Origin of the sequence: Shouchella hunanensis (assembly GCF_028735875.1) — a bacterium.
In the GTDB taxonomy this organism is placed as follows: domain Bacteria; phylum Bacillota; class Bacilli; order Bacillales; family Bacillaceae_D; genus Shouchella; species Shouchella hunanensis.
Genome location: NZ_CP117834.1, coordinates 778831 through 794026, shown reverse-complemented (window position 1 = coordinate 794026; position 15196 = coordinate 778831). Strand labels below are relative to the sequence as shown.

The 15196-nt window shown below is 40.6% G+C and carries 12 protein-coding genes and 1 riboswitch; of the genes, 8 read left to right on the top strand and 4 right to left on the bottom strand.

Annotated elements, in window-relative coordinates; genetic code table 11:
* Positions 1 to 51 precede the first annotated feature (51 nt).
* Complete coding sequence (locus PQ477_RS04270) at positions 52 to 1128, bottom strand: metallophosphoesterase (RefSeq protein WP_052007893.1); 1077 nt, start codon at positions 1126 to 1128, stop codon at positions 52 to 54.
* Positions 1129 to 1315: 187 nt separating this feature from the next.
* Positions 1316 to 1419, top strand: a riboswitch (TPP riboswitch).
* 69 nt (positions 1420 to 1488) lie between these two features.
* Between PQ477_RS04270 and tenA the strand changes: the two genes are divergently transcribed.
* Entirely contained in the window at positions 1489 to 2160 is a 672-nt protein-coding gene (tenA, locus tag PQ477_RS04265) for a thiaminase II (RefSeq protein ID WP_144559781.1), read from the top strand.
* A gap of 46 nt (positions 2161 to 2206) precedes the next feature.
* Here tenA and PQ477_RS04260 read toward each other — a convergent pair whose 3' ends face one another.
* Both PQ477_RS04260 and PQ477_RS04255 read right to left on the bottom strand, forming a co-directional pair.
* Positions 2207 to 3268, bottom strand: a complete 1062-nt coding sequence (locus tag PQ477_RS04260; RefSeq protein WP_274273002.1) for an acyltransferase family protein — start codon at positions 3266 to 3268, stop codon at positions 2207 to 2209.
* 185 nt (positions 3269 to 3453) lie between these two features.
* On the bottom strand, positions 3454 to 4350 hold the full coding sequence (locus PQ477_RS04255) for an AraC family transcriptional regulator (protein ID WP_035394778.1): 897 nt from the start codon (positions 4348 to 4350) through the stop codon (positions 3454 to 3456).
* A gap of 200 nt (positions 4351 to 4550) precedes the next feature.
* Here PQ477_RS04255 and PQ477_RS04250 point away from each other — a divergent pair, with 200 nt between their 5' ends.
* The 3 genes from PQ477_RS04250 to PQ477_RS04240 are packed head-to-tail and all read left to right on the top strand — an operon-like array spanning position 4551 to position 7637.
* Complete coding sequence (locus tag PQ477_RS04250; RefSeq protein WP_035394777.1) at positions 4551 to 5828, top strand: ABC transporter substrate-binding protein; 1278 nt, start codon at positions 4551 to 4553, stop codon at positions 5826 to 5828.
* Between the two features lie 59 nt (positions 5829 to 5887).
* Positions 5888 to 6769, top strand: coding sequence for a carbohydrate ABC transporter permease (locus PQ477_RS04245; protein WP_035394775.1), 882 nt, complete (start codon positions 5888 to 5890; stop codon positions 6767 to 6769).
* Positions 6750 to 7637: a carbohydrate ABC transporter permease gene (locus PQ477_RS04240; protein ID WP_081762117.1), complete on the top strand. Its 888-nt coding sequence runs from the start codon at positions 6750 to 6752 to the stop codon at positions 7635 to 7637. Before PQ477_RS04245 ends, PQ477_RS04240 begins: the two co-directional genes overlap by 20 nt.
* Positions 7638 to 7771: 134 nt before the next feature.
* On the opposite strand, the gene PQ477_RS04235 is transcribed toward PQ477_RS04240, so the two are convergent.
* Complete coding sequence (locus PQ477_RS04235; RefSeq protein ID WP_274273001.1) at positions 7772 to 9280, bottom strand: Na+/H+ antiporter NhaC family protein; 1509 nt, start codon at positions 9278 to 9280, stop codon at positions 7772 to 7774.
* A 159-nt stretch (positions 9281 to 9439) separates the two neighbouring features.
* On the opposite strand from PQ477_RS04235, the gene pepT reads away from it, so the two are divergent.
* The 4 genes from pepT (at position 9440) to PQ477_RS04215 (ending at position 15193) form a co-directional block, all read left to right on the top strand.
* Positions 9440 to 10666 (top strand): peptidase T, encoded by a 1227-nt coding sequence (gene pepT, locus PQ477_RS04230; protein ID WP_274273000.1) that lies wholly within the window; start codon positions 9440 to 9442, stop codon positions 10664 to 10666.
* A gap of 20 nt (positions 10667 to 10686) precedes the next feature.
* Positions 10687 to 11529, top strand: a complete 843-nt coding sequence (locus PQ477_RS04225) for a GNAT family N-acetyltransferase (protein WP_052007889.1) — start codon at positions 10687 to 10689, stop codon at positions 11527 to 11529.
* 170 nt (positions 11530 to 11699) lie between these two features.
* Positions 11700 to 13370, top strand: coding sequence for an extracellular solute-binding protein (locus PQ477_RS04220; RefSeq protein WP_246117067.1), 1671 nt, complete (start codon positions 11700 to 11702; stop codon positions 13368 to 13370).
* A 101-nt stretch (positions 13371 to 13471) separates the two neighbouring features.
* A complete protein-coding gene (locus tag PQ477_RS04215) occupies positions 13472 to 15193 on the top strand; it encodes a cache domain-containing sensor histidine kinase (RefSeq protein ID WP_274272999.1) in 1722 nt (573 codons plus the stop codon).
* Positions 15194 to 15196 lie beyond the last annotated feature (3 nt).

Genomic DNA, 15196 nt, shown 5'->3' with positions numbered 1-15196 from the left:
AGGGATGAGACGAACTTGTTAACTGTAAGAGAAGTAAAAAGTAGCCATTGCTTATAATTCTACAGTTATCATGACAATTTCAGATCGACTACCGATTCTGAGTGCAGGGCCCCAAAACCCAAATCCAGACGTTGTAAAAGAGTGGAGTTGGTCAATTTGTTTATGACCCCAATCGTTCTCATAGATCGCTTGAGTGAGTAAATTTCCAGGGAAGAGTTGTCCACGATGTGTATGTCCTGACAAAATCATATCCACATTGTGAGTAGCCGCTTCAACCGTTTCGTGTGGCTGGTGATCAAGCATAATAATAGGAAGTTGTTCGTTCGCAGGTTCCATCAGTTCCGCTATGCCCTTTCGATTAGAATCTGTTTCGTCTTTACGTCCAATGACAGTGAAAAGTCCGTCTACATGCATGTGTTCATCTAACAAGACATTGACGCCGCTAGAACGGAGCTCTTGTTTCAGTAAAGAGAGGTCGCCTCCGTAATAATCGTGGTTTCCTGGAATCGCAAAGACGCCAAGGGGCGCATCAAGCTGTGAAAACCCATCCGCTATTTGTTCTTCAATAAAAGCGTCGATGTTGTCGTCAATAATGTCTCCGGCAAGAAAGATGGCATCAGGAGATTCTTGTTCAACAAGTTGAAGAAAGCGTTCAAAATGGTTCATACCAATAACGTTACCAAAATGGAAATCTGCAGCAAGTAAAAAGCGGACTTCTTCTGTCGGTTCGTTTGTTAGTGATACATTATAATGGCGAATTGTTGGTGACCAAGCGTTAAATGAACCGATTATAAGAAGTCCCAAAAAGCAAAGCGATAGGATATAACCGGAAACAAGGTGAACAATAGGCTTTCTTCCAGATAGAAAATAGATAAGGTTCACAAGAGGAATGAGGAGAAGGCCGTAACCAACAATGGCGAGCCAGTAGCCACCAATTAGCTCCAATAGCCTTGATGAAACAATAAATGAGGCGATAAAAGCAACAGATAATAATACAATGACAATCGTATAAGATTTCTTATAATAAAAACCAAAACTTCTTTTGAGCCACCGATACCCGTTAAAGCCTATGTAATAACAGGCAAGGCCGTAAAGGCACAAAAAGAGAAAAAGGTAAACGTACATCATGATTTGCGATACTCCTTGCATCTAGAATTATCAAAAGCATAGCATGAACACTCTGAAAGCAACAATGTTAAGTAAAGAATTGAATAGAAAGAAGAGAGAAGTAGGTGGGGTTGCGGTCTCAATTCTCATGTACAGAGGCTTGTCTTGCAGAAATCTTTTTAATGCACTATGATGAAACGAGTAAGTTTAAAATCACTAGGGGTGCCAATTGTGGCTGAGAGAGGCTAATGACCTTAACCCTTATAACCTGATCTAGTTTGGACTAGCGGAGGGAAGTGTATACGAATCGGTTTTTAAGATGACGTGTACCCACTTTCCTTATTCAGAAAGTGGTTTTTTATTTTAATAAGGAGTGATCGTATGTCATTTACACAACGTATTCGCTTACGTGCAGATGCCGTTTGGAAAGCTAGCCATGACCATCCGTTTGTTCAAGGCATTGGTAATGGTACATTACCGAAAGAATCCTTTAAGTACTATATGAAGCAAGACTATAAGTATTTAATTGAGTATTCAAAAGTCATGGCGATGGGAGCGGTGCTCGCACCTGATTTAAAAACAATGTCAGGCTTTGCTGCTGCACTTGACGAAACGTTAAATACAGAGATGGAACTTCATCGTACGTACGCTGAACGACTTGGCGTGAGTCGAGAGGAATTAGAAGCGACTGTACCAGGACCAGTTACGTTAGCTTACAGCAGTGCGATGCTAGCAGAAGCACAAAAAGGGTCTCTTGCTGAATTAATCGCAGCGATTTTACCGTGTGCTTGGAGTTATTATGAGATTGGAAAAGCGCTTGCGACATTACCAGGGGCGCTAGACCATGAATATTATGGAGAATGGGTACGAATGTATTCATCAGAGGATTTTGGTTCCATCGCCGACTGGTTAATTGATACGTTAGACCAGCTTGCTGAATCAAAATCAGAAGAAGAACTTGAACGATTAGAGGAGATTTTCTTAAATACGAGCCGTTATGAATATATGTTTTGGGATATGGCTTATAAACAAGAAAGTTGGCCTGTAGAGTAAAATGAGCCCCATTAAGATCGGTTAGCGGTCTTGATGGGGTTCTTTATTAAATACTTTTAGGATAGCTTTTTTCTCGAAACGAGACTTGAGGGGTTCTCATTCTCGTCTTCTTATTCGTCTCTTTCTTACCTAGGAACCATGGATGTTTGTTGAAAAAGACAATAAATGGAATGGTTAATAAGAGTGTTAAACCTGTAAACAGAAGGGTCCAAGGAAGCGTATTAGCCGTATCAAGATTGACCCCAAATCCATAGTGCATCATTGCTTTTACCAAATTCAAAACGGGCATATGAACGAGCAATACGATAATGGAATTTGAGCCTAAATAGAGCAAACCTTTTGCATGTTGAAGTTTTTGAATCAACATGAGAAAAGCAATGATGCCTAAGATAGCTGCTGGATAAAACAAGTATGCTTCTCCTAAAATATTCCCACGCATATCAATGCGTTCATTAAACGATTGAATGAAGTACATAATGCTAAAGAAACTGACTGCTAATGGAGCGACGATTTTCCAAGAGTGCGTTTTCCAAAACGATTTCGTTAAAAATCCAAGACCATAAAAAACAACGGCAGTGAGAGCAACAAATCCGTTCCAAGGAATGGCGAATTGTAAAAATGTTGAACCATAACCTAAAATAGCGGCCGTCAGTAAAAACAGTCCGATCCATTTTCCTCGGCTCAAACGATAATAGAAAAAGAATAAGAGTTCAACTAAAAATAAGCAAGTTAAGAACCAAATTGCAGGATTATAAGTTAATTGATAGTTCTCTGGTGTCGATAAAAATATCCCGGTAAAAGGGTGGATTGGATCAACATTATCGCCAGGTGTAAATGGAAGATGACGAAAAAGCAGGAACCAAGTCACATAGGTTATTGCCGAAAAGATAAAATAAGGTAGAAGTAATCCTCGCGCTTTCTTCTTGACAAAAGCAAGTGGTGCTTGGCGACTAGGTTTGAATACAACACCAGATAAATAGAAGAATAATGGCATATGAAAAGCAAATAGAAAGGCGCGGAGCTCAGGATCCATCGGTGCATGACTCATAATAACGAGTATAATACCGAGCCCTTTCGCTGCATCAATCCAATGAATTCGTTTGTCCATTTTTGTTCACCGCCTTCTCTCTGTCATGTTCCTGTACAGGTTAGTATACGTAAGAATAAACAGATGAGAAGGGATAAACGGAACTTTACATACACCTTTAAGGGAGTGCGGTTAATTGCGGAAGCTTTGCGGTTATTTTTGAATAGTATTACGGAAAAAGATATCTTATTGTTACATTTGTCATGTTAGTCATGTTTGGTTTTACGTAAATAAATCTGTGAGAAATCGCCTTTTTTTCGAAAGAAACTAGCGCTTGATCCAGTGTAACGTCGAAAAACTTTATGAAAATAATTCACATCAAGAAAGCCTACTTCAATGGAAATATCTTTGATCGGACGGTTCGTATGGATTAACATAGAACAGGCTTTACGAATGCGAAGCTCGCGAACAAACTCCATCGGCGTTGCGCCGGTTTGCTTTTTAAACAAGCGTGTAAGGCTATAGCGTGACAACCCAATTTGTTCAGCCACATCGTCTAAAGAAATCTGTTTGTGGAAATTTGATTCAATATAGGAATAGGCTTGTTGATAATAATAGGAATCTCCCTTTGGCGTATGAGAATGCAGCGTGCGAAAGCATTCAAGTAAAAATTGATAGCCTTGAGCTGCTGCTAAATAAGGATCCCGAAGTCGGTCTGCTTTTGTTTCTGCATAGATGGAGAATAAAGAGCGAATTAAATAGCTATCTGGTGAAAGTGCGACAACTGGTCCGGTTTCCTGAATGAGGCGTGACCAAATATCTTCGACTGTCGGGCCTTGAAGTGCAATGTAAATAAATTCCCACGGCTCTTTCCCATCTTCAGGGTAATAGTAACGGTGATTACCAGGAACTGCAATGATAAAAGCTTCATGTTGTTGAACCGTAATGGTTCGCCCATCAATTTCTAGCTTACCTGAACCTGAAATCGTATATTGAAAGATAAGTGTGTTATTATCTACATTCCTTGTTTGCCCATCCCAATAATAAGAAGGATCTGATCGTACTTCCCACCCGATATTCCATAAACTGAGTAAACCGGTTTCAGGTAAGAACTGAAACGTAAATGAGTGTGTACCTCTAATAAAGGCTGAGTGATCAGTCATAAGAATGTCCTCCTAGAATGGAATCATGGTATAGACCGCAATAAATTACCCTTGTCATAAAAAATATTACACACAACGAAAAGTGGAATCTGTTCTATAATAATGATATGAACCTTTTTTAAACGCAACGTAATCGTTTTCGTCATTTTTTTAATAGTACAACTTGTAAACGTTTTCAATCAATCGGGGGAGTGAAAAAAATGAAAAAAGTTTTTGGCGTTGGTTTTGTTTCTGCATTGGCTATTACGACATTGGCTGCTTGTGGATCTGGGTCAGACTCATCTACTGGAAGTAACGGAGATGCTGTTGAACTATCTTTTTCTGCATGGGGCAATCCCGCTGAACTGGATGTGTATAACCGGGCAGTAGATGCATTTAATGAAATGCAGGATGACATTGAAGTGACGTTAACAGGCTTACCGAACGACAATTATTTCCAAACGTTAACAACTCGTTTACAAGGCGGTCAAGCACCAGATGTGTTTTATGTAGGTGCTGAGAATATTTCTACTCTTATGTCAAATGGCACAATTGAACCATTATCAGATTTTTTAGATAGTGGAGATTCATACGTTACGGAAGATGAATTTACTGAAGACATCTGGGGCGCTTCAAGAAATGATGGCATTGTTTATGGTCTACCGGTTGATTGTAACCCTATCCTCATGTACTACAACAAAGCATTATTAGAAGAGAACGACATACCATCTCCTCAAGAATTGTATGAGAACGGTGAATGGAATTGGGAAACGTTTGAAGACATCACTCGTCAATTAAATGAATCGGGTAATCACGGATACATGCAAGAAAGTGGTCATGGCGCAATGTTGAACTGGATTTGGACAAATGGCGGTGAGTTTGCAACTGAGGACGCCATTGTTGGAGACACCGATGGAAAAACGATGGAAGCATTTGAATACGTTGATCGAATGATAGATGAAGGAAACTTTACGTATGCAGGGACGATGCCTGAAGGCCAAGGAATCGAAGCGATGTTTATGTCAAACCAAGTTGGCTTTGTTTCAGCAGGCCGTTGGTTAACGCCCATGTTCCTAGACACAAGTATTGATTTTGACTATATTCCATTTCCTTCTAATACAGATGAACAAATTGAAACAGCTAATATTGCTACTGCCTATATGGCGGTTAATTCAAAATCAGATCATGTAGAAGAAGCAATGAAATTCATTTCCTACTACACATCCACTGATGGACAGGAAGTACGTTTAGATGGTGAGGGGAATGCAGTTCCTTCAGTAGTAGGCATTGATGAAATTGTCTTAAATCAGGATCGTCCAGAACATGGTCAATATTTACTAGATGCTCGTAGTGTGGGTCGAGTCATTGGTCTTGAATTTACATCTCCAGGATTAAGTGAAGATTTGGAAGACATTTATGAATTAATGATGCTCGGAGATATGGATGCAGCAGACGCATTAGAACAAGCAACAGCAAAAGCAAAAGAAGCGGTTGAATAAATAGAGAAACATGGATAGGAGGAGCTTGTCTCCTCCTCTTTCTAAAAGGAGGGGTAGTTTTGTTTACAAAACGTGAAAAGTGGTGGGGATACGCGTTTATTGCACCACAGATGATTGGAATGATTCTCTTTTCTTTATTACCGCTACTATTCGCTTTTGGTATAAGCTTTATGAATTGGGACGGTTTCGGTGAACGAACCTTTGTCGGACTTGAAAATTACATTGCACAATTTCAAGATAGTAATTTTCGAGCGGCGTTACGAAATACAACCATTTACTCGCTAATCGTCATACCTGGGGGGATAGCCGCTGCACTTCTTTCTGCTTTAGCCCTTAATAAAGTGAAGGGAAAAGATTTTTATCGGATGTTCTTCTTTATGCCAGTCGTGACAAGCTCCGTGTCCATCGCAGTCATTTGGATGTGGTTGTTAAACGGTGATTTTGGCTTAATTAATCAAGTGCTTGCGTCAGTTGGTATTGATGGGCCAAACTGGTTAACGGATCGACGCTTTGTGCTTCCATCAATCGCGATGCTAAGTATTTGGTGGGGACTTGGGACGAACATGGTTATCTTCTTAGCTGGTCTTCAAGGTATTTCAAGAAGTTATTATGAAGCAGCTGAAATTGACGGCGCTTCAGCTTGGCAGAAATTTAAAAACATTACGATGCCATTATTATCTCCAACAACGTTCTTTGTTGCGATTATGACAGTAATTGGTTCATTCCAAGTGTTTGACCAAGCATATGTCATGACGCAAGGGGGACCAGGAAACGCCAGTTATACACTCGTTCTTCATATTTTTGATGAAGCCTTTACACGAAGTTCTTTCGGTACGAGTACCTCTGCAGCTATGATTTTATTCGTCATTATTTTAATCTTTACCTTAATCCAGTTTACGGTTTCAAGAAAGTGGGTGCACTATGAAGACAACGGCAGATAACGCGCAGCGCCAAATACAACCTCCTGTCCAACCAGCAGTGAAGCGAAAAGTGAAACCCTCTACCGTTTTCCTTCATCTTGCACTCATTTTAGGTTCTCTTGTTATGGCAGGTCCGTTTATTTGGATGGGATTGAGTAGTTTAAAGTCGTTTGAGCAAATGTTTTCCATCCCGCCTACCATTATTCCAGATCCTATTATGTGGAGTAATTTCGTTGATTCCCTAAATGCAATGCCGTTTGGTCGAGCATACTGGAATAGTTTCTATATCTCAACCATTGTGGTACTTAGTCAAATTATTACGTGCTCAATGGCTGCTTATGCTTTTGCCAAATTAAAGTTCCCAGGATCGAAAGTGTTGTTCATTGCTTTTTTAGCAACGATGATGGTGCCTATGCAAGTAACACTTATTCCGCTTTACCTTATTTTAGATCAGCTTCAATGGGTGAATACCCATTTATCCATCATTGTGCCAAATGCTCTCTTTAATGCATTCGGAGTGTTCTTACTTAGACAATTTATGCTTGGGATCCCAAAAGAAATGGAAGAAGCAGCTGTAATGGATGGGGCCAATCCTGCTTTTATCTATTTGCGGATCATGCTTCCCTTAATAAAGCCTGCCCTAGCAGCATTTGGAATCTTTTCTTTTATCGGCATTTGGAATAACTTTATCCAGCCGCTTACGTTTCTAAGTAGCACCGAGTTGTTTACGGTTCCACTTCTACTGGCAATGTTTAAAGGGTTGTATGTAACACAATGGCCTTTACTAATGGCAGGTGCTACGATTTCTGTTGTTCCTGTATTGATTGTTTATTTCTTTGCTCAACGACAGATTATTGAAGGGATTGCCTTAACAGGTGTGAAAGGTTAAATACGAGAGCTTATTGACGAAAAGATGTCAATAAGCTTTTTTTACCGATCATAAAAAAACCACATCACCCCTAAATAAAAGGGACGATGTGGTCATAATTACACCCTAAAAAAATTGCGTACGCAACGCTCTTTTTAGATTTGAACATGTTTCGGTTTTCGTTTTCCGATGAGGAAGACCGCTACCATCATGAAAGCGAGAGCAGCTAAAAAGACGAGTGAGCTTCCTGTAATGCCAGCAAAAATAAAGACAATAAATGCAATGAAGCCATTTAACAAAGCGTACGGAAATTGCGTTTTGACGTGATCGACATTATCGCAACCTGCACCAGTAGAAGAAAGAATCGTTGTGTCGGAAATAGGTGAACAGTGATCCCCGAATATCCCTCCTGAGAGAACTGCACCGATACAAACCGCAAGATGGGCATCAAGACCAAAAGCCATCGGTATCGCAAACGGCATCATAATCGCAAAAGTTCCCCATGACGTTGCAGTTGCCAACGAGATGCAGACCGCTACAAGGAAGAGAATGGCAGGAACAAGGTAACCAGGAACACTGTCCTGTAATAACTCTATCACATAGTTTGCCGTCCCCATTTCACTCATAACAGTTCCTAATGCCCAGGCTAATACAAGCGTGGCTAATACAAACACCATCTTCTGCATTCCTTTTGAATAGAGTTCAAATGCTTCAGAGAACCGTTTTACTTTTAATAAAACCATTAAGCCAATCAGAACAATACTAGCAAATAAGTAAGCAGTACTTAAAGCAACGCGGAAATCGCCGCCAGCAACAGGCTCAAATGGAAAGCCATGGGTCAGTAAAAGGCCAAATAGCGTAACGAAGAGTGTTAGTAATGGCAACCAAATTAAGACTGCATAACTTTTTTGGTTTTCATCAACTGGCTCACTGTATCGAAGCGGGCGAGAGCTCTTCCAATACAATTCACCTGTTTTTTCTACACGTTGTTCGGCTCGTGCCATTGGTCCAAAGTCCAGTTTGGTTAAGGCGATAAACGGAACAATTGCCACAGCTAAGATCGGGTAAAGTTGGAACGGAATGGCCTGAAGAAAAGCAGTAAATTCAGACATGTCCGAGCCAATATTGTCAAACTCTTGACGAATTAACCCCATGATGTAAACACCCCAGCCAATAAAAGGAATCATAACGGCAAGGGGGGAAGCGGTAGAATCAATAATCCACGCTAATTTTTCTCGAGATATTTTCGCTTTATCAAAAATCTTTTCAAAGATGGGACCAACAATTAAAGGAGAGCCTAAATCAGAAAAGAAGATCGTTAAACCACCGACATAAGCGGCCATCTGTGTTTTAGCCTTTGTATCTAAAAAGCGGACAACTCGTTTTGCTAACGCGGCTGATCCACCTGATTTCTCAATTAAACCAACAAATCCACCAATAAACAAGAGTAATACAAGGACGGCAGCATTGTAGCTATCTGTTAGTTGAGGGAATAAATATTCACCTATTGTTTCTGTTGTCGCTGTTATTGGGTTCCCGCTAGTCAGTAAAAGAACGCCAGCAAACAACCCGGTAAATAGAGAAACGAGTACGTTCTTAGTTGTAATCGCTAGTCCTATCGCAATAAGCGGGGGGATGAGCGAGATAAAGCCCATGTGATCCATTGTTATCCTCCTACACGTTCTATATATTGAATAAGTTAATAAATATGCATAGATATGAATATATCATAGTTTACCAAATGGTGCGATCATTTTTTTCTGTGCAGGGTAAAAAAAGACCGCTATACTAAAACTAATACAATTGGAAAAGAGGTTAGCTCATTGAAACAACAACTTATTGAACGCTTAACACGCTATGCAAAAATAAATACTCAGTCATCAGAAGCAAGTCATGAAGTACCGACAACAAAAGGGCAGCTTGAGCTCGGGCAGTTACTGGTAGAAGAGTTAAAACAGATTGGCATGAAAGACGTTGCTATGGACGATAATGGATATGTAATGGCGACACTTGAAGCAACTACCGACAAATCAACTCCGACAATTGGATTTTTAGCACATACGGATACAGCGACAGACTTTACAGGTGAAGGTGTACATCCACGAGTGCATGAGAACTACAGCGGAGGTGACATTCAGCTAAATGAAACGATTACGCTGTCGCCAAAACAATTTCCAGAATTAGCAAACTATGTTGGCCACACGCTCATGACAACAGATGGGACGACATTGCTTGGTGCAGATGATAAAGCAGGTATTGCTGAGATCGTTACAGCAATGGCATATTTAATCGATAACCCATCGATTAAGCATGGCAAGATTCGAGTGGCTTTTACGCCAGATGAAGAAATTGGAAGAGGTCCACATCACTTCGATGTTGAAGCTTTTAACGCTGACTTTGCCTACACATTAGATGGGGGACCGCTAGGTGAATTCCAATATGAAAGCTTTAATGCGGCAGCAGCAAAGGTTTGTTTTCAAGGTGTGAGTACCCATCCAGGAACAGCAAAGAATAAAATGGTTAATGCGATGAAGCGTGCCATGGAATTTAATGATCAATTGCCTGCAGATGAGGCGCCTGAATTTACGGAAGGCTACGAGGGCTTTTATCACCTTTTATCAATGAAGGGTGATACGGATTATGCGGAATTGCATTACATCATTCGTGATTTTGACCGCAAAGTCTTCGCTAATCGAAAAGCAAAAATGGAATCAATTGTAAGGCAAATGCAAGGAAAGCACGGCGATCACAATGTCACACTTGAGATTCGGGACCAATACTACAATATGCGAGAGAAAATTGAGCCTAATCCAGAGATTGTTGATGTAGCATTAGATGCGATGAAGGCATGTGAAATTGAACCCATTGTTGGACCAATACGTGGTGGTACCGATGGTTCCCAGCTGTCTTATAAAGGATTACCAACGCCAAATATTTTCACTGGGGGACAAAATTATCACGGGCGTTATGAATATATATCCGTTGATGATATGGAAAAAGCAGTCCAAGTCATTGTGAACATTGCTCAAATTGTAGAACAGAGAGCGTAGGATACAAAGGAGGCGGTGAGGTGAAGGTTCATCTGTTTAGAGACAGTGACGTTTTTTACAACGAAAGCGTAAGAGCGTTAAAGGAGAACAGCGTCGAAAATAGTTTATTCCTAGGTTTAGCACAACAAACATTAAGAGGAAACAAACCTCCGTTGTTTATGTGTAGTGTTGAATATGACGTCTTTTGCTTGCAGACAATACCGAACCAAGCCGTCTTGGCTTTTAAAACGAAGCAACTATCAGGATCCGTAATCAATGTCTTCGTTCAAGCGCTAAAGGATCGACCCATTACTCGCTTTGTCGGGGTGAAAGAACCGACCGTGCACATCACTCAGTTATTAGGTAAAGCGAGAGCATGTTCTGTGCAAACGGTGATGAATCAGCGCTTGTATCAATTGAATCTTACATCTGTAAGTCCTATATCTGGAGGACATATTAGGAAGATGAAGCGGGAAGATATTCCATTTGTCGCAAATTGGATTCAAGATTTTGACTATGAAGCGAATTTATCAGAGCAGCGTATTACGGTAAAGGAAGCTGAAAAAACGGCAAGACAGCAGCTAGATAAAGGTGGGTTATATCTTCTAGAAGTGGACGGTATCGCTGTAGCAATGGCAAACGCTACAAGAAAGATCGGTCAAAGCGTGACGATTAACCTTGTCTATACACCAAAACCGTTTCGGCAAAATGGTTTTGCTACAAGGTGTGTCACTGCTCTGTGCCATCAGTGTATAAAGGATGGGTTTTCAGTTATTTTACTGTATACGGACTTAGATAACCCTACCTCCAATCACATTTACCAAGAAATTGGTTTTGAACCGGTTAGTGACTCTATTGTCATGGAAGTGAAAAAGGTCGATTAATGGCCTTTTTTTGTTGAGAACAAAAGATGCTGTTAAGAATGACAACAGAGTGTTATAAATCTAAAAGAAGTATTATTTTAAAAGTCTAATAGAAGCGATATAGTGAAATGAAAGGGCTTACAAATAGTGAAAAAAAGCCTGACTACACAAAAGGTAAGGGGGAGCAAGAAGTGAAAAGATATGGATCTATTCTAATGACAAGTGTTGCTGTCATCGCGCTTGCAGCTTGTAGCAATTCGTCAAACGACCGAGAAAGTACGGTGGAGGCCGTAGCATCAGCTGATGAATTGCCAGAACGGTTTGAAGAACCAGTCAGATTAGACTTAATTAAACATGTCTCTGGTGATATTTTCTTTCGTGACGGTGAAACAATTGAAGACAATGTTCATACTGAATGGGTAAAAGATACGTTCAACATTGATTTGAATTATATGTGGACTACAAGTGGACCTGGTGAGACATTTGAAACAAAGCTTCAACTAGAGATGTCTTCCAATCAACCACTACCCTCGATTTTAGCGTTAAGAAGTCCTCTTACACAGGATTTAATCGATTCTGGCCGCGTGAAAGAGGTTGGAGAATTATTTGATAAATATGCGTCCGATACGTGGAAAGAAGCAATGGCAGCTGATCCGCATGCGTGGGATCCATATACTCGGGAAGAAGGGCGATTTGCTATTCCGATATTAGATTATGAAATGAATGGTGATACCGTTCTGTTCATTCGACAAGATTGGATGGACAATCTAGGTCTTGACGCTCCCGAAACGTTGGAGGACATTGAAGAAATCATGGATGCGTTTGTAAATGGTGATCCCACTGGAACCGGAGAGAAAGTATACGGTCTTGCTGCAGGCTTTACAAACCAATTAAACACGTGGATGTCAACGGTAGACTGGGTCTTTGGTGCACACGGAGGGATGCCAAATCAGTACAATCTTGCTGAAGATGGCACTCTCGTGAATGGAGATATCCAGCCTGAAATAAAAGATGGCTTAGAAACGTTAAAACGTTGGATGGATGAAGGGTATCTTCACCAAGAGTCCGGTTTATGGGACGAGGGCAAGGCTGCAGAATTGTTTACCGCTGGTCGTGCCGGAATCATTGCTGGACCGCATTGGATGCCAGATTGGCCATTAGCTGAAGTGTTGGAAAATGTAGAAGGTGCGGAGTATAAAGCGTATGATATCCCAACCGGACCAGAGGGGCTAAAAGGGCGCTCGACAGGCATTACATCACAAAATGGTGCAGTTATGTTTAATGAAAATGCAACAGAAGATGAAATTCAAGCATTTTTTGTGTATCAAAATTATTTATTTGAGAATTTTGCAAATCCAGAAGAGGGAAGCGAATTTGAATATGGGTTTGCTGAAGGGTATGACTACGTTTTCGAAAATGGAGACGTGAAGTATGGAGAAGAGGATATCCCAGGTGGGCGAATTGATCCTGTAAAGTACACACTCACATTTGATGGTGCGCGTATTCCAAGCCTTTATATTAATGCGCTTGCAGATTTCGCAAGAGGAGAAGAGCCAAAAACCCCGTTTGAACGCAAAGTGTATCTTCAATATCCAGAACAAGCGTGGGAAGGTGCCCGCATAGTGGTTGATAGTGCGGATGCGCAAATACCAAGTATGTTTACAGGGCGACCGACAGAAACAATGGTTAGCCGGGGGGATGCACTTGATACGTTACTAAGCGAAGGCTTTAATAAAATGATTTACGGTGAAACGCCAATTGATGAATTTGATGGTCTGGTTGAGCAATGGAGAAGCCAGGGCGGCGACGATGTCATTGCAGAAGTGAACGAATGGTTTGACGTTGTCAATTCGAGTGAATGAACAAAAAACGGGCAGCGTAAAAAGAAAACGCTGTCTTTTTCTCTGAATTGGCATACTAGCTGGTTGTTTATCGCTTACAATAACGCTTAGGGGGGAGCGTTATGTTCAAACAAAAAAGCTTATTTTACAAGATGGTCGTAAGCATTATTCTTTTTCTAGTACCTGTAGTCATTGTTTATACGTATTCAAACATGGTCAGTGAACGAGTGGTTCGAGATGAAATCGATACGCGAAACATCAATCGGCTTGATGTCTCAATGAATCGTCTAGAAGCGGATCTTTGGCAAGTGTCACAATTTCTCGTGGCATTAAGCATTGATTCGGATACAAATCGACTAAGGAATATTGATTTACTGAGTCCGTACGATTCAATAGAGCTTCAGCAGGACATTCAAGAGAAGTTATTGCTTTACCAGCAGCTTAGTACATTTTTAGTTGATGTGACGATCTTTTTTCCGGATGGGGAAAGACAATTATCCACCATGATGAAATCCCCAGAACGACCAGAAACGCTATCCCCTTCCTGGACATATATTGCCGATGGAGAAGGGAATGATTCGGATCGCCCTTATTTTGTTCAGCACGTGAAAGACTCGATTACTCATCATAATGAGAATCAAGCTGTTATTGTTGAAGCACGGATTTATATTGAAGCTGTCCAACACCATTTAAATGATTTAGCTCTAGCAAATGATGGTTATTCATTCCTGTATCATCCACATCACGAATTAATTAAACCGGTAGGCACCAATCATGAGTTTCCACTGGATTACAACTTTTCACTCCAATTAGATGACGAAGAGAGGGGAACGGAACGGTTTACATTAGGTCAAGATGATTACACATTATCGTATATTTCCTCGACAAGTTTAGATTGGGTTCTCGTCGATCTTGTTCCGCTAGAAGATGTGTTAAGTCCTATTGCGACAACACGAACTTGGTTTTATGCAACTGGATTTGTGTTGTTGCTTTTAGGTGTTGCTGCAGCTTGGTTATTAAATACGCAATTATTGCAGCCAATCGGAACATTAAAGGATGCCATTCTCCAGTTTAAAAGAGGACACTACTACACGCGGATGGCTGTTCCAGACCAAAAGGAATTTGCTATTGCAATGAGTGGGTTTAATGATATGGCTGATCAAATTCAAACGTTAATAGAAGAAGTGTATGAAGAGAAAATTCGATCTCAGCAAGCAACATTAAAATTGCTGCAAGCTCAAATAGATCCACACTTTCTATACAATTGCCTCTTCTATATTAAAAACATGGCGAAAATAAACAATACAGATGCTGTCGAAGCAATGGCGCTTCATTTAGGTGACTATTTCCGCTATCGAACAGAAGTAGAAAAGGAAGAAACGACTGTAGAAGAAGAATTGAAGTTAGTAAACAATTTTTTAGCCATCCATTCTTTGCGGAAGCGTGATTTAAGCTATTCTATGAATCTACCAGAAGACCTTTTAAAGCAACCTATTCCGCGACTACTTATTCAGCCTATTGTGGAGAATGCCATCGTTCATGGGATAGCTGATGTCGAGGAAAGGGCGGAAATTCGAATTCATGGAAAGCTTCTAGAAGAAGGCTGGCAAATATGCGTAGATGATAATGGACACACTGTCTCGACTGATTCATTAGCTAGGATTCAGAAGCTACTAGAATCCCAAGAAGAGGCGATGAATCATTACGGACTACGGAATGTTCATCAACGCATGCGCCATCGTTTTGGGGCGAATTCAGGTTTAGTTGTCGGCTTTTCTGAGCTTGGCGGTTTAAACGTTACTCTTTTATATAAACTGGACAAAGCGTATCAAAATGGGGAGTGATGG